Genomic DNA, 21491 nt, shown 5'->3' with positions numbered 1-21491 from the left:
CGTCTCCGGCGGATCTTCGCGCCCCGTCAGGGGCGCGGGGAACTGCGCGATCAGCCACCGACGGCCTGCAGCCGACGCACCACCCCAGGGGTCCGGGGCGCAGCCCCTGGGGGAGTCACAGCCCCGCGCCCCTTACGGGGCGCAGCCGTGCGCCGCCAGCAGGTCGCCCAGGGCCTCCTCGTGGGCGGCTGCCGGGCCGAGGGACAGTTCCAGTTGCTTGGCCCACGCGTGGTAGCGGTGCAGCACGTAGTCCGTGTCCGCGCCGAAGCCGCCGTGCAGGTGCTGCGCGGTCTGGACGACGCGGCGCACGCCCTCCGCGGCCCAGATCTTCGCCACGGCGACGTCCGCGGCCGCCGGGAGGGCGCCTTCCGCGCCCGACTCCATGCGCCAGGCGGCCTGCCACAGGGTGGCCTCCATGGCGCGCAGGTCGATGTAGCGGTCGGCCGCCTGGACGGCCACGGCCTGGAAGGTGGCCAGGGGATGGCCGAACTGCTCGCGTTTCGCGGTGTATTCGCCCGTCATCCGCAGGACCGCCTCCCCCAGGCCGAGCGCCAGCGCGCAGGTGCCGGTGGCCAGCAGACAGCGCAGCCACTCCCAGGCGCCCTCGGCCGTGACGACCTCCCCCTCGCCCACGTGGACGGATTCCAGGGTGGCCTGCGCGTACGGCTCGCCGCTGGTGGAGACCTGGCCGGCGAGGGTGACCCCGGAGCGGTCCGGGGGTACGAGGGCGAGGACGGTGCGTCCGCCGTCCGTGCGGGCCGGGAGCAGGATCCGGTCGGCGCTGCGGGCCCAGGGCACGGCGGTCTGCAGCCCGTCCAGGCGCAGGCCGCCGGTCACCGGGCGGGCGGTGACGGCCAGTTCGGCCCCGTCGTGCCCGGTACGGCCGTGGGCGGCCACGGTCACGACGAGTTCGCCGCTGCCGATCAGCGGCAGCAGCCGCTCCGTCCCGGCGCTGCCGAACCTCCGCAGGGCCAGGGCCGCGGCGCCGGTCTCCAGCAGCGGCACCCGGGCCAGGACCTTCCCCGCCTCGCGCAGCACCAGGCACAGGGCCACGGGCCCGAGTCCCGCGCCGCCGTACTCGACCGGAACGGGCAGGCCCAGCAGGTCGGCCGCGGCGAGCCGGCGCCACAGCGCGCGGTCGACGTCGTCGGCGACGGCGCCGGGGACGAGCGCCGGGCTGGGCACGCCGTCCGGGGCGACGCCGGAGAGGACGGCCCCGGCCGCTTCGGCAACCGCCTGCTGCTCCTCGGTGAAGGTGAAGTCCATGGCCTGCCGCCCTTCGCACGCCGACCGGTCCGAGATATCTGACGGTCCGTCAAGATAGGGCAGGCGTCCGCAAGGGGGAACAGGGCGGCGGAAGTTGGACCCGGCTCAGCTGTCGAAGTCCAGCTCCACCTCCTCCGTCACCGGATGCGACTGGCAGGCCAGCACATAGCCGGCGTCCAGCTCCTCCTGCTCCAGGGCGAAGTTCCGGTCCATCCGCACCTCGCCGGCCACCAGGCGGGCCCGGCACGTCCCGCACACCCCGCCCTTGCAGGCGTAGGGCGCGTCGGAGCGGTTGCGCAGCACCGTCTCCAGCAGCGATTCCCCGTCCTGCACCGGCCAGTTGCCGCTGCGTCCGTCCAGCGTCGCGGTGACCGTGCTGCGGTCGGGGGCGGGCGTCGCGGCGGGGCGGGCGTCCGCCGCCGGTGCGTCCGCCACGTGGAAGATCTCCTCGTGGATGCGGTCCCGGGCGACTCCCAGGCCGCGCAGGGCCCGTTCGGCGCCCTGGACCAGACCGTGGGGGCCGCACAGGAACCAGCCGTCCACGGCCTCCACCGGCAGCAGGGCGGGCAGCAGCCCGGCGAGCCGCTCCTCGTCCAGCCGCCCGGAGGCGGGCCCGGCCTGCTGGTCCTCGCGGGAGAGGACCTGTACGAGCTGGAACCGCTCCGGATAGCGGTCCTTGAGGTCCGCCACCTCGTCCAGGAACATCGTCGACGCCGTCGTGCGGTCGCTGCGCACCAGGGTGAACCGGGCCGTGGGCTCCCGGGCGAGCAGGGTCGAGACGATGCACAGCACCGGCGTGATCCCGCTGCCGCCGACGACCGCCGCGAACCGGCCCGGGCGCGGCTCCAGCACGAACCGCCCTGCCGGAGGCATCACCTCGACGACGTCCCCGGCCTTCAGTTCCTTGAGGGCGTAGGTGGAGAACACGCCGCCGTCCACCAGCCGCACCGCCACCCGCAGCGCTTCCAGCCCCTCCGCGCCGGGCTCGGGCGCCCGGCCGCAGATGGAGTAGGTGCGGCGTATCTCCGCGCCGTCGACCGTGCGGCGCAGGGCGAGGTGCTGGCCCGGGGCGTGCCGGAACTCCGCGCGCAGCGCGGGCGGCACGGCGAGGGTCACGGCGACCGAGTCGTCGGTGAGCGGGTCGACGGCTGCCACCTGCAGGGGGTGGAAGGCGCCGTGGCGGGCCGCTGCCATCTACAACTCCTTGAAATGGTCGAACGGTTCACGGCATGCCTCGCAGCGGCGCAGGGCCTTGCAGGCGGTGGAGGAGAAGCGGCTCAGCACGGTGGTGTCGGCGGAGCCGCAGTGCGGGCAGCGCACAGGTTCCGGCCGGCCTGCGGGCCCGGCGGCGCGCCGGGTGGGGCCCAGCCCCACGGCGACCGGACCCGCGGCCCGGGCGCCCGGCCGGGGCGGCGCTATCCCGGACTCGGCCAGTTTGCGGCGCCCTTCGGCCGTGATGTCGTCCGTGGACCAGGCGGGGGCGAGCACGGTGCGCACGGACACCTCGGCCTGACCGTGCTCGTGCAGCACGCGCTCGATGTCCGCCGCCATCGCCTCGACGGCGGGGCAGCCGGTGTAGGTGGGGGTCAGCTCCACCTCGACGCGACCGGGGCCGAGGACGTGCAGCCCGCGCAGGACGCCCAGTTCGGCAAGGCTGACGACGGGCAGCTCGGGGTCGGGGACCGCTCCGGCCAGGGCCCGGAGCTCCTCTTCGAGGGGGGTGGGTGCCGTCACCATGCCGCCCCCGGGTGGCTGCGGTGCAGGTGCTGCATCTCGGCGAGCATCCGTCCGAACGGCTCGGTGTGGATGCCCTGGCGCCCGGCACCCGCCGTCCAGGCGCCTTCCTGGGGGCCATTGGGCAGGGTCAGGCCGGCGCGGCGGACGACCTCCGTGACGTGCACGGTCCAGCCGTCGCGCAGGGCCTCGCGGTCGGCGGGCAGTCCCTCGACCGGTGCGAACAGTTCGCCCGTGTACCGCCAGAGGGCGTCGAGGGCGCGCTGCATCCGGGCGTGGCTCTCCTCCGTGCCGTCGCCGAGGCGGAGCGTCCAGTGCTCGGCGTGGTCGAGGTGGTAGGCGACCTCCTTGACGGCCTTCGCCGCCAGCGGGGCGAACGGCCCGTCACCGTCGGCCAGTTGGCCGTAGAGCAACTGCTGGTACACGGAGAAGTACAGCTGGCGGGCGATCGTGTGGGCGAAGTCCCCATTGGGCTGCTCGACGAGCTGGACGTTGCGGAAGGCGCGCTCCTCGCGGAGGAAGGCCAACTCGTCCTCGTCGCCGGCGAGGGAGAGCAGGGCGCGGGCCTGGCCCAGCAGGTCCAGGGCGATGTTGGCGAGCGCGACCTCCTCCTCCAGGACCGGGGCGTTCCCGGCCCACTCCCCCAGCCGGTGGGAGAGGATCAGGGCGTCGTCGCCCAGGGCGAGTGCGGCCGTCACGGGTACGCGGTTCACAGGTGCCGCACTCCTTCCGGGATCTCGTAGAAGGTCGGGTGGCGGTAGGGCTTGTCGGCGGCGGGCTCGAAGAACGGGTCCTTCTCGTCCGGCGAGGAGGCGGTGATCGCGGCGGAGGGCACCACCCAGATCGAGACGCCCTCCGAGCGGCGGGTGTAGAGGTCGCGGGCGTTGCGCAGCGCCATCTCCGCGTCCGGGGCGTGCAGGCTGCCGGCGTGGGTGTGCGACAGGCCGCGCCTGCTGCGCACGAACACCTCCCAGAGCGGCCAGTCGGTGCCGGTCATGCCGCTGCCTCCTCGTGCTTGTCGTGCTGCTCGTGATTCCCGTGATTCCTGTGATTTCCGTGCTTCGCGGCGTACGCCGCGGCCGCTTCGCGCACCCAGGTGCCTTCCTCGTGGGCCCGCCTGCGGCGCTCGATGCGCTGCTCGTTGCACGGGCCGTTGCCGCGGAGCACCTCGTGGAACTCGTCCCAGTCGATGGCACCGAAGTCGTGGTGGCCGCGCTGCTCGTTCCAGCGCAGGTCGGGGTCCGGCAGGGTCAGGCCGAGGGACTCGGCCTGGGGGACGCAGATGTCGACAAAGCGCTGGCGCAGCTCGTCGTTCGAGTGCCGCTTGATCTTCCAGGCCATGGACTGTGCGGAGTGCGCCGAGGCGTCGTCGGGCGGGCCGAACATCATCAGGGACGGCCACCACCAGCGGTTCACCGCGTCCTGCGCCATGGCGTGCTGGGCCTCGGTGCCGCGGCCGAGGGCGAGGAGGAGCTCGTAGCCCTGGCGCTGGTGGAAGGACTCCTCCTTGCAGATGCGGATCATGGCGCGGGCGTAGGGGCCGTAGGAGCAGCGGCAGAGCGGGACCTGGTTGGTGATCGCGGCGCCGTCCACGAGCCAGCCGATGGCGCCGACGTCCGCCCAGGTCAGGGTGGGGTAGTTGAAGATCGAGGAGTAGCGCTGGCGGCCCGAGTGGAGCTTGTCGAGCAGCTCCTCGCGGCCGGTGCCCAGGGTCTCGGCGGCGCTGTAGAGATACAGGCCGTGGCCGGCCTCGTCCTGCACCTTGGCCATCAGGATCGCCTTGCGGCGCAGCGAGGGCGCGCGGGTGATCCAGTTGGCCTCGGGCTGCATGCCGATGATCTCGGAGTGGGCGTGCTGGGCGATCTGCCGCACCAGCGTCGCGCGGTAGGCGTCGGGCATCCAGTCGCGCGGCTCGATCCGCTCGTCGGCGGCCAGTGCGGCATCGAACACCGCCTCCGGCGCTTGTGCGTCCGGCACCGTCGTCGTCATCCCGTGCCCCCTGTGCTCTCTCGTCCTGCTCCCTACCGACCGATCGTTCGGTTCAATGGTGTGCCGAGCGCTCGGAGGGTGTCAAGCCTGGTGTCGAGCCTGTGGATAACCCGTGCGCGCTGGGCCTCACGGGGCGGCGTGGGTACCGTTCGGGTGCACGCCGCCAGGCGGCGATCCGGGGAAGGCGCTGGGCAGACGGGGTTTCGGGGATGGACGGCACGACGGACGGCAGGGCTGCGGAGAGCGGCGAGGAACACGGTGAGGAAAGCGGTGACGCGAGCATCGGGAAGGGCGGGGTGGCCGGGCTCTCCCTGCCCGCGCGCGTCGTCGTCGGCGCCGCTGCGGTGGCGGTGGCCCTGGCGGCCGCCGTGCACCTGATCATGGTGTTCCTGCACGTGGCACCGCAGAACACGGTGAGCAGACAGCACGCCGCGGCCATCGACAGATACGTGTACCCGGAATTCGAACAGAACTGGAAGTTCTTCGCTCCGAACCCGCTCCAGCAGAACACCGCCGTCCAGGTCCGTGCCGAGCTGCGCAGACCGGACGGGAGCACCACGGTCACCTCCTGGACGGACCTCTCCGCCCAGGACGGCGCCGCCATCCTGCACAACCCCTTCCCCAGCCACACCCGCCAGAACGAGCTCCGCCGCGCCTGGGACTTCTACGCCGGCACGCACGACGCGCGCGAGGAGCCCGTCGGCCTGCGCGGACGGCTCGCCGAGCAGTACGTGCGCCGCATCGCCGTCGCCCGCCTGGGCGCCGAGCGCGACGGGCTCCCGGTCGACCGCATCCAGGTGAGATCCGTGACCGTCCCCATCGCCCCGCCGCCCTGGAGCGACGAGAAGGCCGACACCAAGCCGGTGTACCGCGTCCTGGCCTGGTGGCCGGTCACCACCGACGACCGCGTGGAGGCGGGCAGATGAGCACTACGTCCACGGCTGCTGCGACGGGTTCGACGGGGTCCACGGGCTCCGCGCTGCTGCGCGGCCTCGACCGGGTCACCGGGTCGTCGCTGGGCCGCTACCAGACCGCCGTGCTGCGGATCGGCCTCTCCTTCGCCTGGGTCGGCTACCTGCTGCGCGAGTGGCCCAACCGCCGTGAGCTGTACGGGCCCGCCGCGCCGTGGAGTTGGGGCATGGCCCGTGAACTCACCGGCGACAACCACGCGTTCACCGCACTCATGTGGTCGGACAGCACGGTGTGGTTCGAGAGCGTCTACGTGTTCGCGATCGTCAGCGGTGTGCTGCTGATGCTCGGGTGGCGCACCCGGACCATGGCCGTGCTCTCCATGATCGGGGTGCTGTCGTTGCAGAACCGCAGCGTGTTCGTGGGGGACGGCGGCGACAACGTCTTTCACCTGATGGCCCTTTACCTGATCCTCGTCCGCTGCGGACAGGTCTGGTCCCTCGACGCACGGCGGGCGGCCCGGCGTGCGCAGGCCCCCGGGCGGGACAGCGACCGGGACGTCACCGGCATCGTGCTGTGGGTGCTGTGCGGCCTCGCCCTGGCCGCGGCGCAGCTCCTCACCGACACGCGGATGACGTGGACGGACCGGGGGCCCCTGCCCGGCATCGGCTGGGCGGCGGCCCTGTGGGGGCTCTGGCTCGTCCAGGGGCTGTGGTGGCTGGTCTGCCGCCGGGCGCCGGGGGAGCCGCGCACCGTGCTCGACATGATCGCCCATCTCGCGCACAACGGCGCCCTGTTGGTGATCATGGCGGAGGTCTGCCTGATCTACGCCACGGCGGGCTGGTACAAGATCCAGGGCTCGCGCTGGCAGGACGGCACCGCGCTCTTCTACCCGATGCACATCGACTACTTCTCGCCGTGGCCCTCGCTGTCGCATGCGCTGGCCGCCAGTTCGGTGGTGGTGCTGCTGCTGAGCTACGGGACGGTCGCGGTGCAGGTCGCGTTCCCGTTCACGCTGCTCGACCGGCGGGTGAAGAACGTGCTGCTGGCCTTGATGATGGCCGAGCATGTGGGGATCGCGGTGATGTTGGGGCTGCCGTTCTTCTCGCTGGCGATGATCGTGGCCGATGCGGTGTTTCTGCCGACGGGCTTGCTGCGGTGGGTGGGGGGTGCTGCGGGGCGGTTGTTTCCCCGATCCCGCCCCTTCCCGAAACCGGGGGCCGTGCCCCCGGGCCCCCGTCGGGGCTCCGCCTCGGACACCGAGGTGGAGTGTCGGCTGCGGGCCGGTGGGGGCTGATCGCGCCCACGCGGCGGAGCCGCATGATGTAACAGCCCCGCGCCCCTGACGGGGGACGGGAGCCCCGTAGGCTGAGGCCCATGACCACCGAGGACGACGCCAGGGACGCTGCCCTGCGGCGATGGGCTGCCGACGCACCCGGCGCCGTGCTGCTCGATGGGTTTCACGCGCTCAAGCACGCCCTGCGCTTCGGGGCCGAGGTCGGGGCCGCCCTCACCACGGACAAGGCGGCCACGCTGGCGCTCGCCCGTGACCTGGCCGGCGATCTGACGGACGTGCTCGACGCCCTCCTGGTCGAGGTGCCCGTGCAGACCCTGCGCGAGCTCGTGCCCCGGGTGCACCCCACCGGGGTTGCCGCCCTGGCCGCCCGGCGCGACCGGCAGGCCAACCTGGCGGCCCTGGCGCAGCAGCCCCGCCGGGCACCCGTGGTCGTCCTGGACAACCCCCGCAACCTCGGCAACGTCGGCGCCGTGATCCGCCTGGCCGCCGGCATCGGGGCCACGGGCGTGATCACCACCGGCGACCTCGACCCCTGGCACCCGAACGCGGTGCGCTCCGGCGCGGGACTGCACTACGCCACGGCCGTGGAGCGGCTCCAGCTCGAACAGCTCCCCTCCGGGCCGCTGTTCGTGCTGGACCCGGAGGGCGAGGACATCCGCTCCGTGCCCCTCCCCGACGACGCGCTGATCGCCTTCGGCTCCGAGCGGCACGGGATCTCGCCCGAGCTGCGGGCGAGGGCGACCCGGCTGGTCGCCCTGCCCATGCGGCCCCAGGTGTCCAGCTACAACCTCGCCACCAGCGTGGCCATGGCGCTCTTCCACTGGGGCGGTCCGGCGCCCGCGTAGCGGTCAGGCCTGGCGCCGTACCTCCACCATCCGGAAGCGGGAGGCGACGAACGCGCTGTCGCAGAGCACCGCGTTGGCCGCGGGGTTGCCGCCGGAGCCGTGGAAGTCCGAGAAGGCGGCCGTCTGGTTGACGTACACCCCGCCCGTGAGGTTCAGGGAGAGCTGGGCGCACTCCTCCAGGCAGGCCTCCTCCACCAGCCGCTCGACCTCCGGCGACGTGGTGTACGCGCCGACGGTCATGGCGCCCTTCTCCCGCACCGTGCGGCGCAGCAACTGCACCGCGTCCTCGGCGGAGTCGACCGCGACCGCGAAGGACACCGGCCCGAAGCACTCCGAGAAGTAGGCCGCCTCGGCGTCCGGCTTGGCGCCGTCCAGCTTCACGATCACGGGCGTGCGCACCGTGGCACCGGGGAAGTCCGGGTTGGCCAGCGTCCGCGAGGCGAGGGCGACTTCGCCGAGCCGGCCCGCGACGTCGATCCGCTCCTTGACCTGGTCGTTGACGATGGCGCCCAGCAGGGCGTTGGCCCGGGCGTCGTCGCCGAGCAGCCCGTCCACCGCCGCGGCCAGGTCGGCCACGACCTCGTCGTACGTCTTGTGCCCGGCGTCGGTGCCGATGCCCTCGCGCGGGACGAGCAGGTTCTGCGGGGTGGTGCACATCTGGCCGCTGTAGAGGGACAGCGAGAAGGCGAGGTTGGAGAGCATGCCCTTGTAGTCGTCGGTGGAGTGGACGACGACGGTATTGACCCCGGCCTTCTCCGTGAAGACCTGTGCCTGGCGGGCGTTGGTCTCCAGCCAGTCGCCGAAGGCTGTGGAGCCGGTGTAGTCGACGATGCGGATCTCCGGGCGCACCGCAAGGGACTTGGCGATGCCCTCGCCGTCCCGCTCGGCGGCCAGCGCGACCAGATCGGGGGAGAAGCCGGCCTCCCGCAGCACCTCGCGCGCCACCTGCACGGTGAGCGCCAGGGGCAGCACCGCCCGCGGATGGGGCTTGACCAGAACGGCGTTGCCCGTGGCGAGCGAGGCGAACAGGCCCGGGTAGCCGTTCCACGTGGGGAAGGTGTTGCAGCCGATGAGCAGCGAGATCCCGCGCGGTACCGCGGTGAACTCCTTGCGCAGCTCCAGGGGATCGCGCTTGCCCTGCGGCTTGACCCACTCCGCGGACCGCGGCGCCGCGCCCGTCTGCTCGGCGAGGGCGTAGACCACGGCCTCCAGGCCGCGGTCCTGGGCGTGCGGCCCGCCGGCCTGGAACGCCATCATGAACGCCTGGCCGCTGGTGTGCATGACCGCGTGGGCGAACTCGTGCGTCCGGGCGTTGATCCGGGCCAGGATCTCCGCACAGACCGCGGCCCGCGCCTGCGGCCCCGCCTCCCGCCACGCCGGCATGGCCGCACGCATGGCGGGCAGCAGGACGTCGACGTCGGCATGCGGATACTCGATGCCCAGCGGGAAGCCGTACGGCGAGACCTCGGAGCCCGCCCAGCCGTCCGTCCCCGGCTGGTCCAGCTCGAAGCGGCCGTCCCGCAGCGCCTCGAAGGCGGCCTGCCCCTCGGCCGCGCCCAGGCTGCCCGGCATGCCGTCCCCGCCGTAGGCCTTCGGGTGCTCGGGGTACGGGGACCAGTAGCCGCGGGAGCGGATGGTCTCCAGGGCCCGGTCGAGCGTGGGGCGGTGCTTCTCGGTCAACTGGTCGGTGCTGAGTCCGGCGGTCACGTCTGACCAACTCCTCGTCGAGTGGGCGGAAGACAAGCGGAAAGACAAAGCGGCTGGGACGAAGGCGAGCGGGGCGAATTCGAGCGGCGCAGGCATCCGGGGGGCCGGAAGCACCCCCGATGGATACAGTAACCGAACGATCGGTCGGGACAAGGGGGCCCGGCGAACCTGTGGACAACTCATCGGGGAGGATCACAGCCATGACCGCCATCGAGCCCGCCCGTACCGTCGCCGTCGTCGGCACCGGAACCATGGGCCAGGGCATCGCCCAGGTCGCACTGCTCGCAGGCCATCCCGTGCGGCTGTACGACGCGGTACCCGGCCGCGCGGAGGAAGCGGAACGTTCCGTCAGGGCCCGGCTCGACCGTCTCGTGGCCAAGGGGAGGCTCGCGGGGGCCGAGCGCGACGCGGCCGCCGCCCGGCTGCGCCCCGCCGCGCGCCTGGCGGACCTCGCCGGTCCCGCGGACCGCACGGCCCTGGTCATCGAGGCGATTCTGGAGCAACTCGACGCCAAGCAGAAGCTGTTCGGCGAGCTGGAATCGGTCGTTCCCGACGACTGCCTGCTGGCCACCAACACCTCCTCCCTGTCGGTGACGGCGATCGGCGGCGCCCTGCGCCGGCCCGGCCGCTTCCTCGGGCTGCACTTCTTCAACCCCGCCCCGCTGCTGCCGCTGGTGGAGGTCGTCCGCGGCCACGCCACCGACGCGGCCGCCGCCGAGCGGGCGCGCGCGACCGTGGCCGCCTGGGGCAAGACCCCCGTGACCTGCACCGACACCCCGGGCTTCCTCGTCAACCGGATCGCCCGGCCGTTCTACGCCGAGGCCTTCCGGGTGTACGAGGAGCGCGCCGCCGACCCGGCGACGATCGACGCCGTGCTGCGCGGGTCCGGCGGCTTCGCGATGGGCCCCTTCGAACTGACCGATCTCATCGGCCAGGATGTGAACAACTCCGTCACCCGTTCGGTCCATGAATCCTTCTTCCACGACCCGAAGTTCACGCCCTCGCTCGCCCAGCAGCGCCTCGTCGAGGCCGGGCTGCTCGGGCGCAAGACGGGGCGGGGCTGGTACGACCACGCCGAGGGCGCGGAGCGGCCGCAGCCGCACACCGCCGCGCCCTGTGCGGCGCCCGAGGCCGTCGTGCTGCACGGGGAGCTGCCGCCGGCCGCCGCGGCCCTGCCGCAGCTCATCGAGGAGGCGGGTATCACCGTCGACCGGGCCGCCTGCGACGAGGACACCGGATACCTCGCCCTGCCCGGCGGCGTCCGGCTCGCCCTGACCGACGGGCGCGCGGCCGGCTCGGAGGCGCCCGGACCCCGCGTCCACTTCGACCTCGCCCTCGACTACCGCACCTGCGCCCGCGTGGCCCTTGCGCCCTCCCGCACCGCACCGGAGGCGGGCGTCCGGGCGGCCACCGGCCTGTTCCAGGCGCTGGGCAAGCAGGTGAGCGTCATCGGCGACGTGCCCGGGATGATCGTCGCCCGGACGGTCGCCATGCTCGTCGACTTCGCCCAGGACGCCGCGGGGCGCGGTGTGGCGGGCGAGGAGGACATCGACACCGCCATGCGGCTGGGCGTGAACTACCCGCGCGGTCCGCTGGACTGGGGCCGCGGTCTGGGCGACCGGTGGGTCTGCGGCTTCCTGCGGCAGATGGACCGCGAGTACCCGGGCGGCCGCTACGCCGCCTGCCAGCCACTGCGCCGCCGTGCGGCCGCCGAGGGGAGCCTGCTGTAATCATGACCATGGCCAAACGCGACACCTACACGCCCGAATCGCTGCTCGCGGTCGCCGTCAAGGTGTTCAACGAGCGGGGCTACGACGGCACGTCCATGGAGCACCTGTCCAAGGCGGCAGGGATCTCCAAGTCCTCCATCTACCACCACGTCAAGGGCAAGGAGGAGCTGCTGCGGCTGGCCATAAGCCGGGCGCTGGACGGGCTCTTCGCCGTGCTGGAGGAGCCGGGCGCCACCGCCGGGCGGGCCGTCGACCGGCTCGAGTACGTCACCCGCCGCACCGTCGAGGTGCTCATCGCCGAGCTGCCCTACGTGACCCTGCTGCTGCGCGTGCGCGGCAACACGGAGACCGAGCGCTGGGCCATGGAACGGCGGCGGGAGTTCGACCACCGGGTCGCCGGGCTGCTCAAGGAGGCCGCGGCGGACGGCGATCTCCGGCACGACGTGGACGTCCGGCTGGCCACCCGGCTGCTGTTCGGAATGATCAATTCCGTGGTGGAGTGGTACCGGCCCGAGCGCGGGGGCGCGGCGACCGCCGATGAGGTGGCCGATGCCGTGTGCCTTACGGCGTTTGCGGGGTTGCGGACCTAGTTCTTCGGGTGCGGGCCGGTTGTGGCCGAGCGCGCAGTTCCCCGCGCCCCTTACGGGGCGCTTCGGTCTTCCTCCAACAAGTCCGTTTCCTCGAAGACCAGCAGGGTGCGGGTGCTGAGCACCTCGTCCATGGCCTGGATCCGGGTGAGCACCAGCTCGCGCAGGGCGCGGTTGTCCTTGGTGTGCACGAGCAGCAGGACGTCGAAGTCGCCGCTCACTAGGGCGATGTGGGCCGCACCCGGCAGGTCCTGGAGCTTCTCGCGGACCCTGCGCCAGGAGTTCTGGACGATCTTCAGGGTGATGTACGCCGACGCGCCCTGTCCGGCCCGCTCCTGGTCGATCCGGGCGCTGAAGCCGCGGATGACCCCGTCGTCGATGAGCCGGTTGATCCGGGCGTAGGCGTTGGCCCGCGAGACGTGCACGCGCTCGGCCACGGACCGTATCGAGGCCCGCCCGTCGGCCTGGAGCATTCTCAGGATCGAGCGGTCGATGTCGTCCAGGGGCCGTGCGGGAGCTCTGTTTCCCTGGGTAGCACCCGGGAACCCCTGCGAAAAGGCCATCTGTTCGTCCGGCATACCGCCATGCCTCCCCTTCGTGGACGCCCTGTGCATATCTCAGGCTGTGGAGAACCGTTTGTCCACAGGCTCGGGCCGCCTGTAGCCAAAATGCGCCGACGACCGAACAATCGGTAGGGAGAGCGCAGGACGCTTTCCGGTCACGCTCGTCCCCAAGAGGAGGTGCTCGTCATGACGGTTCTGGAGCAGCCCGGCTCGTACCGCCCCGCCCCGCCGCCCGGCTGGCAGCCCCGCACCGATCCGGCACCGCTGCTGCCCGATGCGGAGCCCCTCCGGGTGCTGGGAACCCCGGCGGCGGGCGCGGTCGACCCCGCGCTGCTCGGCCGGATGTACGGCGAGCTCGTGCGCGGCCGGCGGTACAACGTCCAGGCCACCGCGCTGACCCGGCAGGGCCGCCTCGCCGTCTACCCCTCCTCCACGGGGCAGGAGGCGTGCCAGGTCGCCGCCGCCCTCGTCCTGGAGCCGCAGGACTGGCTCTTTCCCAGCTACCGCGACACCCTCGCCGCCGTCGCCCGCGGTCTGGACCCGGTCGAGGCCCTGACCCTGCTCCGCGGCGACTGGCACACCGGCTACGACCCGCACGAGCACCGCGTCGCCCCGCTGTGCACACCGCTCGCCACCCAACTCCCCCACGCCGTGGGCCTCGCGCACGCCGCGCGGCTGAAGGGGGACGACGTCGTCGCCCTCGCCCTCGTCGGCGACGGCGGCACCAGCGAGGGCGATTTCCACGAGGCGCTCAACTTCGCCGCCGTCTGGCGCGCCCCGGTCGTCTTCCTCGTCCAGAACAACGGCTTCGCGATCTCCGTACCGCTGGCCAAGCAGACCGCCGCGCCGTCCTTCGCCCACAAGGCCGTCGGATACGGCATGCCCGGCCGGCTGGTCGACGGAAACGATGTGGCCGCCGTCCACCAGGTGCTGACCGACGCCGTGCACCGCGCCCGGAGCGGCGGCGGGCCCACCCTGGTCGAGGCCGTCACCTACCGGATGGATGCCCACACCAACGCCGACGACGCCACCCGCTACCGCAGCGACGCCGAGGTCGAGGCCTGGCGTGCCCACGACCCGATCGCCCTGCTGGAACGGGAGTTGACCGGTCGCAGGCTGCTCGGCGAAGCGGGGATACGGGAAGCACGGGAGGCGGCCGAGCGCATGGCCGCCGATCTGCGCGAGCGGATGCACCGGGACCCCGTGCTCGACCCGATGGAACTCTTCACGCACGTTTACGCCGAACAGACTGCCCAACTGCGCGAGCAGGCAGCACAATTGCGGGCCGAGCTGGCCGCTGCCGGGGAACCGTCCCCGGCCTGCCGGGAGGACGACGGCCCCCAGGAAGGAAGGCAGCGATGACCACCGCTGCTGTCGGGACAGCACACAAGGCCACCGCGCTGGCGCAGGCGCTCGGGAGGGCGCTGCGCGACGCCATGGCCGAGGATCCGTCCGTCCATGTGCTCGGCGAGGACGTCGGCACCCTGGGCGGCGTCTTCCGGGTCACCGACGGGCTGGCCAAGGAGTTCGGCGAGGACCGCTGCACGGACACCCCGCTGGCCGAGGCGGGCATTCTCGGCGCGGCCGTCGGCATGGCGATGTACGGGCTCCGGCCGGTCGTCGAGATGCAGTTCGACGCCTTCGCCTACCCGGCCTTCGAGCAACTCGTCAGCCACGTCTCGCGGATGCGCAACCGCACCCGCGGCGCCCTGCCGATGCCCATCACCGTGCGGGTGCCCTACGGCGGAGGCATCGGCGGCGTCGAGCACCACAGCGACTCCTCCGAGGCCTACTACCTGGCCACCCCCGGCCTGCAGGTGGTCGCCCCGGCCACCGTGGCGGACGCGTACGGCCTGCTGCGGGCCGCCATCGCCTCCGACGACCCCGTGGTCTTCCTGGAGCCCAAGCGCCTGTACTGGTCCAAGGACGACTGGGACCCCGAACGCCCCGAGCAGGTGCCGGGGATGGGGCAGGCGGTCGTGCGCAGGCGGGGCACTTCGGCGACGCTCGTCACCTACGGCCCGTCCCTGCCCGTCTGCATGGAGGCCGCCGAGGCCGCCGTCGCCGAGGGGTGGGACCTGGAAGTGGTCGACCTGAGGTCGCTGGTGCCTTTCGACGAGGAGACCGTCTGCGCGTCCGTGCGGCGCACCGGACGGGCCGTCGTCGTCCACGAGTCGACCGGGTTCGGCGGTCCCGGAGGGGAGATCGCCGCCCGGATCACCGAGCGCTGCTTCCATCACCTGGAGGCGCCCGTGCTGCGCGTCGCGGGATTCGACATCCCGTATCCGCCGCCCATGCTGGAGAAGCACCATCTGCCCGGCGTGGACCGGGTGCTGGATGCGGTGGGGCGCCTGCAGTGGGAGTCCGAGTGGACGTCCGGCGGGCGTGGGAGCAGCGGATACGAGGGCGGAGTGCAGTGATGGCCGTCGTCAAGGAATTCACCCTGCCGGACCTGGGCGAGGGGCTCACCGAGGCTCAAGTGGTGCGCTGGCTGGTCGAAGTGGGGGAGGTGGTCTCCGTCGACCAGCCGGTGGTCGAGGTCGAGACGGCCAAGGCGATGGTCGAGGTGCCCTGCCCCTACGGAGGCGTGGTCACGGCCCGCTTCGGCGAGGAGGGTACGGAACTGCCCGTGGGTGCGCCGCTGTTGACGGTCGCCGTGGGGGAGCGGGAGCCGGGCGGCGAGAGCCCGGACGTCCCGGACGGCCGGAACGGCTCCCAGGGCTCGGGCAATGTGCTCGTCGGCTACGGCACCCAGGCACCCGCGGCCCGCCGCCGCAGGGTGCGACCGGGCGACCGCGGTGCCGCGCAGCCCGCCGGTGCCGCCGGCCCGGCCGGTGCGCCGGGGGCGCCGGTCTCCGTCGCCGTCATATCGCCGCTCGTCCGCCGGCTCGCCCGGGAGCGCGGGCTGGACCTGCGCCGGATACGGGGGACGGGCCCGGAAGGGCTGATCATCCGGGCAGACGTAGAGCAGGCAGCGCAAGCAGCGCAGGCAGCACATGCGGCCCACGCCTCGCATGCCGCTCCGGCACCGGCGCCCGACGCCCATGCGGCGGCAGCCGTGCCGCGCGGTGCGGCGGCCCCGGCCGTCCGCACGGCCCGCACGGCCGGCCGGCGCAAGGCCGAAGGGCTGCGCGTCCCGCTGCGCGGAGTGCGCGGCGCGGCGGCCGAGAAGCTCAGCCGCAGCCGCCGGGAGATCCCGGACGCCACCTGCTGGGTCGACGCGGACGCCACGGAACTCCTGGCCGCCCGGAAGGCCATGAACGCCTCCGGCGGCGCCAAGGTGTCGCTGCTCGCCCTGCTGGCCCGCATCTGCACGGCCGCGCTCGCCAAGTACCCGGAGCTCAACGCGACGGTCGACACCGAGGCGCACGAGATCGTCCGGCTGCCCGGGGTGCACCTGGGGTTCGCCGCGCAGACCGACCGCGGGCTGGTCGTCCCCGTCGTCAGGGACGCCCACGCGCGCAACGCGGTCGAGCTGTCGGTGGAGATGGCCCGCCTCACCGAGGCCGCGCGGGCGGGCAAGCTCAGCCCCGCGGAGCTGACGGGCGGCACGTTCACCCTCAACAACTACGGGGTGTTCGGGGTGGACGGCTCCACGCCGATCATCAACCACCCCGAGGCGGCCATGCTCGGCGTCGGCCGGATAGCGCCCAAGCCCTGGGTGCACGAGGGCGAACTCGCCGTGCGGCACGTGGTGCAGCTGTCGTTCACCTTCGACCACCGGGTGTGCGACGGCGGCACGGCGGGCGGCTTCCTGCGGTACGTGGCCGACTGCGTCGAGCAGCCGGCGGTGCTCCTGCGCTCGCTCTGACCCTGCGGACCGACCCTGCGAGCCCGGCACTCCGCGGACGCGGCACACTCGTCGGGTGACCAACGATCCGGTGTACGACGCAGTGGTCCTGGCCGGCGGCGCGGCCCGCAGGCTCGGCGGAGCGGACAAGCCCGCCGTGCGGGTGGGCGGGCGGCCGTTGCTCGACCGGGTGCTCGGCGCCTGCGGCGGTGCCGCCTGCACGGTCGTCGTGGGACCGCGCAGGGCGACGGTGCGGCCGGTGCTCTGGGCCCGTGAACAGCCGCCCGGAGGCGGCCCGCTCGCCGCCCTGGACGCCGGGCTGCGCCAGGTCTCCGCGGCGACGGTCCTCCTGCTCTCCGCCGACCTGCCCTTCCTCGACGAGCAGGCGGTACGGGCACTGCTCGGCGCACTCGCCGAGCACGGCGGCACGGCCGAGGGCGCCGTCCTCACCGACCCCGGCGGCCGGGAACAGCCCCTCGTCGCCGCGTACCGCACCGAGGCGCTCCGGCGGGAGCTCGGGCTCCTCGCCGCGGAACACGGCACGCTGTCCGGCCTGCCCCTGCGGCTGCTCACCACGGAGCTGTCCCTGACCCGGCTGCACCACCCCACCGCGTCCTTCGACTGCGACACCTGGGAGGACATCGGCACGGCCCGCGCGCGGATCAGGGACGATAGGCGCGTGCTGGATGAATGGATCTCCGCGGTCAAGGCCGAGCTCGGCATCGAGATCGATGTCGACACGGCAGGCCTGCTCGACCTCGCGCGCGACGCCGCGCACGGCGTGGCCCGTCCTGCCGCGCCCCTGACGACCTTCCTCGTCGGCTATGCCGCGGCGCTCCGCGGCGGCGGCCCGGAGGAGCTCGCCGAGGCCTCCCGCAAGGCCACGGAACTCGCCGCGCGCTGGGCCGCGGAGGGCGGCACGGCGGGTCCGCAGAAGCCCGACGGGTCGTCATGACCGGCCGTCGGGAGGCGGATGCCTCGCTCGACCGCGCCACGGACGAGGCCCTGGCGCTGTTCGCGGACACCCGCGCCGTGCCGGAGCCGGGACCGGACCCGGACCCGGTTCCGGAGCGGGAGCAGGAGAGCCGTGAGCCCAACGGCCCCCTTGCATTCGACTTCTCCTTCGACAAGGACCCGTTCGAGGAGGCCCCCGCGACACCCGGGCGTGAAGAACCGCCCCTCGACGTGCCGTTCGCGGGCGTCCGCTACTACGACGCGACGGGCGGTGCCGCGGAGCCGAAGGGCGACGGCGCCGAGCCCTGCCCCGGCCACGGCACCCCCTGGCAGGAGGCCCGCCGGACGGCCGCCCGGGCCGCCGCGCCCCTGCAGCCCTGCTCGCGCCCCCTCGGCGACGCCCTCGGCCACACCCTGGCCGCACCGCTCGCCGCCCTGACCGACCTGCCCTCCTTCGACACCTCGGCCATGGACGGCTGGGCCGTCGCCGGGCCCGGCCCCTGGCGGCTCCCCGCCGACGGGGAGGGCATCCTCGCCGGGCACGCCGAGGCCGGCGTGCTCCGCGACGGGCACGCCGTCCGGATCGCCACCGGTGCCCGGGTGCCGGCCGGAGCGACGGCCGTCCTGCGCAGCGAGTACGGCATCGTGCGGGACGCGGGCGAACTGCTCCACGCCACCCGGCACGTCACCCAGGGCGCCGACATCCGCCCGCGCGGCCAGGAGTGCCGCACCGGCGACGCCCTCGTGCCCGCCGGAACCCTCGTCACCCCCGCCGTGCTCGGCCTCGCCGCGGCGGCGGGCTACGACGAGCTGACCGTCGCCCCGCGCCCGCGCGTCGAGGTCCTCGTCCTCGGCGACGAGCTGCTCCACGAGGGCCTGCCCCGCGAGGGCCGCATCCGCGACGCGCTCGGCCCGATGCTCGGGCCCTGGCTGCGGGCCCTGGGCGCCGAGGTGACGGCGACGCGGTTCCTCGGCGACGACGCGGCGGCGTTGCGCGCGGCCCTCACCGCGTCCGGCGCCGACCTGGTGCTCACCACCGGGGGCACCGCCGCCGGACCCGTCGACCACGTCCACCCCACCCTGGGCGACCTCGGCGCCGAGTGGCTGGTCGACGGCGTCGCCGTGCGCCCGGGCCACCCCATGCTGCTGGCCCGCTACGGGCCCGGGCGGCACGTGGTCGGGCTCCCCGGCAATCCGCTGGCCGCCGTCGCGGGCCTGCTGACGCTCGCCGAGCCGCTGCTGCGCACCCTCGCGGGGCGCGCTGCGCGCAGGCCCCGCCGGGCCGTGCTCACCGAGGGCGTGGCCGGGCGGCACGCGGACACCCGGCTCGTCCCGGTCACCGACCGCGGAGAGGGCCGCGCGCGTCCGCTGAGCTTCCACGGGCCGGCGATGCTGCGCGGCCTGGCGGCCGCGGACGCGCTGGCGGTCGTCCCGCCGGGGGGCGCGGCCCGCGGTACGGCCGTGGAGCTGCTCGACCTGCCGGGCGCGCCGTAGGGGGCGCGGGTCATCTGCGGGTTCGTCGTGGCTGGTCGCGCCCACGCGGCGGAGCCGCATATGTCGACAGCCCCGCGCCCCTACGGGACCCTAGTGATTCGGCGCGTTCTGCTTGATCGTGACCACACGGTCCGCCAGGTGCAGGGTCGCCGCCTCGGGGGCCGAGTAGGGGATCAGACGGTGGCCCCGGATCACCGCCACCACCAGGTCGGCGCAGTCCCGGGGGCTCCGCCCCGCCTCGCTCTTCGTCACCGGGCGCTCGACGACGTCCAGGCCGTGGCCGTACGTCAGCAGGTCTTCGAGGACGTTGCCGACGTTCGGGCTCAGCATGGACATACCGAGCAGCCGCCCGGCCGAACTGGAGCTGGTGACGACCGTGTTGGCGCCGCTCTGCCGGAGCAGGGGGACGTTCTCGTCCTCCCGCACGGCGACGACGATCGTGGCGTGCTTGTTGAGCTGGCGCGCGGTGAGCGTCACCAGGGCGGCCGTGTCGTCCCGCTCCGTGGAGATCACGACGTGCGTGGCTCTCTGCAGCTCGGCGCGCAGCAGGGTCTCGGACCTGGTGCCGTCGCCGAGGACGCCCACGAGACCGTCGCTCGCGGCGGCGTCCACGGCCTTCTTCTGCGGGTCCACGACGACGATCTTGTCCTTGGGCTTGCCCTGCCCGATCAGGGTGTCGATGGTGTGGCGGCCCTTGGTGCCGTACCCCACGACGACGGTGTGGTCCCGCATCCGTGACCTCCAACGATGAACGCGTACTTGCTGCCGGGTCCGCTCGGTGAGCACTTCGAGCGTGGTGCCGACCAGGATGATCAGGAACAGGACGCGGAGGGGCGTCACCAGCAGCACGTTGCTCAGGCGGGCGCTGTCGCTGTACGGGACGATGTCGCCGTATCCGGTGGTGGAAAGCGTGACGGTGGAGTAGTAGACGGCGCCCAGGAAGCCCACTTCGCCGCCCGCGTTGTCGTGGTACCCGCTGCGGTCGGCGTAGACGATGAAGACCGTGGCGAGCATGACGAGCAGCGCCATGAGCAGCCGCCGGCCGACCTGGAGCAGGGGCGAGGCGGCACGCTGGACGGGCAGGACGATGGTCCGGCCGGCTTCGATGTCCTCGGCGTCGGGGCGGCTCCGGCGGAGCAGGGACCGGATCAGCGCCCTGTTGCCCTTGCGGTCAACCATCGTCTGTCGGCCTCAAAGCTGCATTCGTCGCATTTCGCACGCAGCCCATGATCTCCTATCGCCGGACGTGGCGAGGAGCGGCCGAGCACTCCGTGGGAAATGCAGTGCGTCGACTGCGGGCACAGTCCGGCGCGGACATCGGCGCGCGCACCACCCACACCGCGCGCCGAAGCACGTAGCCTCGCGCTCATGCATGCGATCACCATTCCCGTTCCCGGCGGACCCGAGGCCCTCGTCTGGGCCGAGGTCCCCGACCCCGTGCCCGGCGCGGGCGAGGTGCTGGTCGAGGTCGTCGCCAGTGCCGTCAACCGTGCCGATCTGCTGCAGCGGCAGGGCTTCTACGACCCACCGCCCGGTGCGTCCCCGTACCCGGGTCTCGAATGTTCCGGGCGGATCGCCGCACTCGGTCCCGGAGTGAGCGGCTGGGCGGTCGGCGACGAAGTGTGTGCGCTGCTGGCCGGCGGCGGCTACGCGGAGAAAGTCTGCGTGCCGGTCGGTCAGTTGCTGCCCGTACCGGACGGCATGGACGTCGTCACGGCGGCCGCTCTGCCCGAAGTGACGGCCACTGTGTGGTCGAACGTTTTCATGGTGGCGCACCTCCGCCCCGGTGAGACGTTTCTCGTGCACGGCGGCGGCAGCGGAATCGGCACCATGGCCGTCCAGTTGGCCAAGGCGGTCGGGGCGCGCGTCGCGGTGACCGCGGGCGGCCGGGACAAGCTGGAGCGCTGCCGCGAGCTCGGCGCCGACATCCTCATCGACTACCGCGAACAGGACTTCGTCGAGGAACTGCACAAGGTGACCGGCGGGGCCGGCGCCGACGTCGTCCTGGACATCGTCGGGGCGAAGTACCTGCAGCGGAACATCGACGCCCTGGCGGTCAACGGACGGCTCGCCATCATCGGTCTGCAGGGCGGCCGCAAGAGTGAGATCGACCTGGGCAAGCTGCTGGCCAAGCGGGCGGCCGTGACGGCGACCTCGCTGCGCGGGCGGCCGCTCGCGGAGAAGGCGGCCATCGTGGCGGCCGTGCGGGAGCACGTGTGGCCGCTGATCGCCGGCGGGCGGGTGCGGGCTGTCGTCGACCGGACGGTGCCGATGCGGGACGCGCCCGCCGCGCACCGGGTGCTGGAGGAGAGCGCGCACGTCGGCAAGGTGCTGCTCACGACGTGAGGCTCAGCCGGGTCACCCGGCCGGGCGCCCATCAGCGCGCCGTCGCCGCGCGACGGTGTGAGGGTGGGGGTGTCGGCGGGGGATGACGTGACTGATGCGGAGGGCGGTGGCGGCCGTGTGGATTGCCGGGGTCCTGGCCGGGCTGGCCATGGCGGTGCCGGGGGTGTTCATACCGGTCGTGCCGGTAACGACGTCCAGCAGGTCCAGATGCTGACGCTCATGGGGTTCACACTGATGGTCTCGGCGCCGATCATGTGCATCGGCGGCATCGGCCTGGCGC

21 protein-coding genes are annotated in these 21491 nt (G+C 73.4%); 12 read left to right on the top strand and 9 right to left on the bottom strand.

The genetic code is table 11. The features are described from left to right. Positions 1 to 132: 132 nt before the first annotated feature. From ACWD4B_RS30570 to paaA, 6 genes are all read right to left on the bottom strand, one after another. The gene (locus ACWD4B_RS30570; protein ID WP_451423797.1) at positions 133 to 1266 is read right to left on the bottom strand and encodes an acyl-CoA dehydrogenase family protein; all 1134 of its coding nucleotides are present in this window, start codon (positions 1264 to 1266) and stop codon (positions 133 to 135) included. 105 nt (positions 1267 to 1371) lie between these two features. Further along, positions 1372 to 2460, bottom strand: coding sequence for a 1,2-phenylacetyl-CoA epoxidase subunit PaaE (paaE, locus tag ACWD4B_RS30565; protein ID WP_451423796.1), 1089 nt, complete (start codon positions 2458 to 2460; stop codon positions 1372 to 1374). After that, on the bottom strand, positions 2461 to 3003 hold the full coding sequence (gene paaD / locus ACWD4B_RS30560) for a 1,2-phenylacetyl-CoA epoxidase subunit PaaD (protein WP_336410260.1): 543 nt from the start codon (positions 3001 to 3003) through the stop codon (positions 2461 to 2463). It abuts the gene before it with no gap. Further along, complete coding sequence (gene paaC, locus ACWD4B_RS30555; RefSeq protein ID WP_451423798.1) at positions 2997 to 3698, bottom strand: 1,2-phenylacetyl-CoA epoxidase subunit PaaC; 702 nt, start codon at positions 3696 to 3698, stop codon at positions 2997 to 2999. Before paaC ends, paaD begins: the two co-directional genes overlap by 7 nt. A gap of 11 nt (positions 3699 to 3709) precedes the next feature. Further along, entirely contained in the window at positions 3710 to 3997 is a 288-nt protein-coding gene (gene paaB / locus ACWD4B_RS30550; protein ID WP_336410259.1) for a 1,2-phenylacetyl-CoA epoxidase subunit PaaB, read from the bottom strand. Continuing rightward, on the bottom strand, positions 3994 to 4989 hold the full coding sequence (paaA, locus tag ACWD4B_RS30545) for a 1,2-phenylacetyl-CoA epoxidase subunit PaaA (RefSeq protein WP_451423795.1): 996 nt from the start codon (positions 4987 to 4989) through the stop codon (positions 3994 to 3996). Before paaA ends, paaB begins: the two co-directional genes overlap by 4 nt. Positions 4990 to 5198: 209 nt before the next feature. Between paaA and ACWD4B_RS30540 the strand changes: the two genes are divergently transcribed. The 3 genes from ACWD4B_RS30540 to ACWD4B_RS30530 all read left to right on the top strand — a co-directional run bounded on the left by ACWD4B_RS30540 (position 5199) and on the right by ACWD4B_RS30530 (position 8040). Then, on the top strand, positions 5199 to 5915 hold the full coding sequence (locus ACWD4B_RS30540; protein ID WP_451423794.1) for a DUF5819 family protein: 717 nt from the start codon (positions 5199 to 5201) through the stop codon (positions 5913 to 5915). Continuing rightward, positions 5912 to 7195, top strand: a complete 1284-nt coding sequence (locus ACWD4B_RS30535; protein WP_451423793.1) for an HTTM domain-containing protein — start codon at positions 5912 to 5914, stop codon at positions 7193 to 7195. Before ACWD4B_RS30540 ends, ACWD4B_RS30535 begins: the two co-directional genes overlap by 4 nt. A gap of 80 nt (positions 7196 to 7275) precedes the next feature. Further along, positions 7276 to 8040: a TrmH family RNA methyltransferase gene (locus tag ACWD4B_RS30530; RefSeq protein WP_451423792.1), complete on the top strand. Its 765-nt coding sequence runs from the start codon at positions 7276 to 7278 to the stop codon at positions 8038 to 8040. A 3-nt stretch (positions 8041 to 8043) separates the two neighbouring features. Here ACWD4B_RS30530 and paaN read toward each other — a convergent pair whose 3' ends face one another. Continuing rightward, the gene (gene paaN / locus ACWD4B_RS30525) at positions 8044 to 9747 is read right to left on the bottom strand and encodes a phenylacetic acid degradation protein PaaN (RefSeq protein ID WP_451423791.1); all 1704 of its coding nucleotides are present in this window, start codon (positions 9745 to 9747) and stop codon (positions 8044 to 8046) included. 200 nt (positions 9748 to 9947) lie between these two features. Between paaN and ACWD4B_RS30520 the strand changes: the two genes are divergently transcribed. After that, a complete protein-coding gene (locus ACWD4B_RS30520; protein ID WP_451423790.1) occupies positions 9948 to 11477 on the top strand; it encodes a 3-hydroxyacyl-CoA dehydrogenase in 1530 nt (509 codons plus the stop codon). Positions 11478 to 11479: 2 nt separating this feature from the next. After that, a complete protein-coding gene (locus ACWD4B_RS30515) occupies positions 11480 to 12067 on the top strand; it encodes a TetR/AcrR family transcriptional regulator (RefSeq protein ID WP_336410252.1) in 588 nt (195 codons plus the stop codon). A 50-nt stretch (positions 12068 to 12117) separates the two neighbouring features. Here the strand turns inward: ACWD4B_RS30515 and ACWD4B_RS30510 are convergent, their stop codons facing one another. Further along, complete coding sequence (locus ACWD4B_RS30510; protein ID WP_451423789.1) at positions 12118 to 12642, bottom strand: Lrp/AsnC family transcriptional regulator; 525 nt, start codon at positions 12640 to 12642, stop codon at positions 12118 to 12120. A gap of 171 nt (positions 12643 to 12813) precedes the next feature. Between ACWD4B_RS30510 and pdhA the strand changes: the two genes are divergently transcribed. The 5 genes from pdhA to ACWD4B_RS30485 are packed head-to-tail and all read left to right on the top strand — an operon-like array spanning position 12814 to position 18865. Next, positions 12814 to 13989 (top strand): pyruvate dehydrogenase (acetyl-transferring) E1 component subunit alpha, encoded by a 1176-nt coding sequence (pdhA, locus tag ACWD4B_RS30505; protein ID WP_451423788.1) that lies wholly within the window; start codon positions 12814 to 12816, stop codon positions 13987 to 13989. Next, entirely contained in the window at positions 13986 to 15047 is a 1062-nt protein-coding gene (locus tag ACWD4B_RS30500; RefSeq protein WP_451423787.1) for an alpha-ketoacid dehydrogenase subunit beta, read from the top strand. The genes pdhA and ACWD4B_RS30500 overlap by 4 nt, the downstream gene beginning before the upstream one ends. Further along, positions 15047 to 16438, top strand: coding sequence for a dihydrolipoamide acetyltransferase family protein (locus ACWD4B_RS30495; protein ID WP_451423786.1), 1392 nt, complete (start codon positions 15047 to 15049; stop codon positions 16436 to 16438). Before ACWD4B_RS30500 ends, ACWD4B_RS30495 begins: the two co-directional genes overlap by 1 nt. A 55-nt stretch (positions 16439 to 16493) precedes the next feature. Further along, a complete protein-coding gene (locus ACWD4B_RS30490; RefSeq protein WP_451423785.1) occupies positions 16494 to 17372 on the top strand; it encodes an NTP transferase domain-containing protein in 879 nt (292 codons plus the stop codon). After that, entirely contained in the window at positions 17369 to 18865 is a 1497-nt protein-coding gene (locus ACWD4B_RS30485) for a molybdopterin molybdotransferase MoeA (RefSeq protein WP_451423784.1), read from the top strand. The genes ACWD4B_RS30490 and ACWD4B_RS30485 overlap by 4 nt, the downstream gene beginning before the upstream one ends. Before the next feature lie 90 nt (positions 18866 to 18955). Here the strand turns inward: ACWD4B_RS30485 and ACWD4B_RS30480 are convergent, their stop codons facing one another. Continuing rightward, positions 18956 to 20044, bottom strand: a complete 1089-nt coding sequence (locus ACWD4B_RS30480) for a potassium channel family protein (RefSeq protein ID WP_451423783.1) — start codon at positions 20042 to 20044, stop codon at positions 18956 to 18958. Between the two features lie 189 nt (positions 20045 to 20233). Here ACWD4B_RS30480 and ACWD4B_RS30475 point away from each other — a divergent pair, with 189 nt between their 5' ends. Next, entirely contained in the window at positions 20234 to 21211 is a 978-nt protein-coding gene (locus ACWD4B_RS30475; RefSeq protein ID WP_451423782.1) for an NAD(P)H-quinone oxidoreductase, read from the top strand. An 87-nt stretch (positions 21212 to 21298) separates the two neighbouring features. After that, positions 21299 to 21491: hypothetical protein (locus ACWD4B_RS30470; RefSeq protein ID WP_451423781.1), on the top strand; the 193-nt coding region annotated here is incomplete at its 3' end.

It is taken from the genome of Streptomyces sp. NPDC002536 (genome assembly GCF_053594995.1).
Note: the sequence above shows the minus strand (reverse complement) of the source record. Positions and strands in the feature narration are given on the sequence as shown.

What these genes read in the sequence shown, in the direction of transcription:
- ACWD4B_RS30485 (WP_451423784.1), top strand. Translation starts at nt 17,369, where the DNA reads ATGACCGGCCGTCGGGAGGCGGATGCCTCGCTCGACCGCGCCACGGAC.
- paaD (WP_336410260.1), bottom strand. Translation starts at nt 3,003, where the DNA reads ATGGTGACGGCACCCACCCCCCTCGAAGAGGAGCTCCGGGCCCTGGCC.
- ACWD4B_RS30510 (WP_451423789.1), bottom strand. Translation starts at nt 12,642, where the DNA reads ATGCCGGACGAACAGATGGCCTTTTCGCAGGGGTTCCCGGGTGCTACC.
- ACWD4B_RS30530 (WP_451423792.1), top strand. Translation starts at nt 7,276, where the DNA reads ATGACCACCGAGGACGACGCCAGGGACGCTGCCCTGCGGCGATGGGCT.
- ACWD4B_RS30520 (WP_451423790.1), top strand. Translation starts at nt 9,948, where the DNA reads ATGACCGCCATCGAGCCCGCCCGTACCGTCGCCGTCGTCGGCACCGGA.
- ACWD4B_RS30535 (WP_451423793.1), top strand. Translation starts at nt 5,912, where the DNA reads ATGAGCACTACGTCCACGGCTGCTGCGACGGGTTCGACGGGGTCCACG.
- ACWD4B_RS30570 (WP_451423797.1), bottom strand. Translation starts at nt 1,266, where the DNA reads ATGGACTTCACCTTCACCGAGGAGCAGCAGGCGGTTGCCGAAGCGGCC.
- ACWD4B_RS30500 (WP_451423787.1), top strand. Translation starts at nt 13,986, where the DNA reads ATGACCACCGCTGCTGTCGGGACAGCACACAAGGCCACCGCGCTGGCG.
- paaA (WP_451423795.1), bottom strand. Translation starts at nt 4,989, where the DNA reads ATGACGACGACGGTGCCGGACGCACAAGCGCCGGAGGCGGTGTTCGAT.
- ACWD4B_RS30480 (WP_451423783.1), bottom strand. Translation starts at nt 20,044, where the DNA reads ATGGTTGACCGCAAGGGCAACAGGGCGCTGATCCGGTCCCTGCTCCGC.
- ACWD4B_RS30475 (WP_451423782.1), top strand. Translation starts at nt 20,234, where the DNA reads ATGCATGCGATCACCATTCCCGTTCCCGGCGGACCCGAGGCCCTCGTC.
- ACWD4B_RS30540 (WP_451423794.1), top strand. Translation starts at nt 5,199, where the DNA reads ATGGACGGCACGACGGACGGCAGGGCTGCGGAGAGCGGCGAGGAACAC.
- paaE (WP_451423796.1), bottom strand. Translation starts at nt 2,460, where the DNA reads ATGGCAGCGGCCCGCCACGGCGCCTTCCACCCCCTGCAGGTGGCAGCC.
- pdhA (WP_451423788.1), top strand. Translation starts at nt 12,814, where the DNA reads ATGACGGTTCTGGAGCAGCCCGGCTCGTACCGCCCCGCCCCGCCGCCC.
- ACWD4B_RS30495 (WP_451423786.1), top strand. Translation starts at nt 15,047, where the DNA reads ATGGCCGTCGTCAAGGAATTCACCCTGCCGGACCTGGGCGAGGGGCTC.
- ACWD4B_RS30515 (WP_336410252.1), top strand. Translation starts at nt 11,480, where the DNA reads ATGACCATGGCCAAACGCGACACCTACACGCCCGAATCGCTGCTCGCG.
- paaB (WP_336410259.1), bottom strand. Translation starts at nt 3,997, where the DNA reads ATGACCGGCACCGACTGGCCGCTCTGGGAGGTGTTCGTGCGCAGCAGG.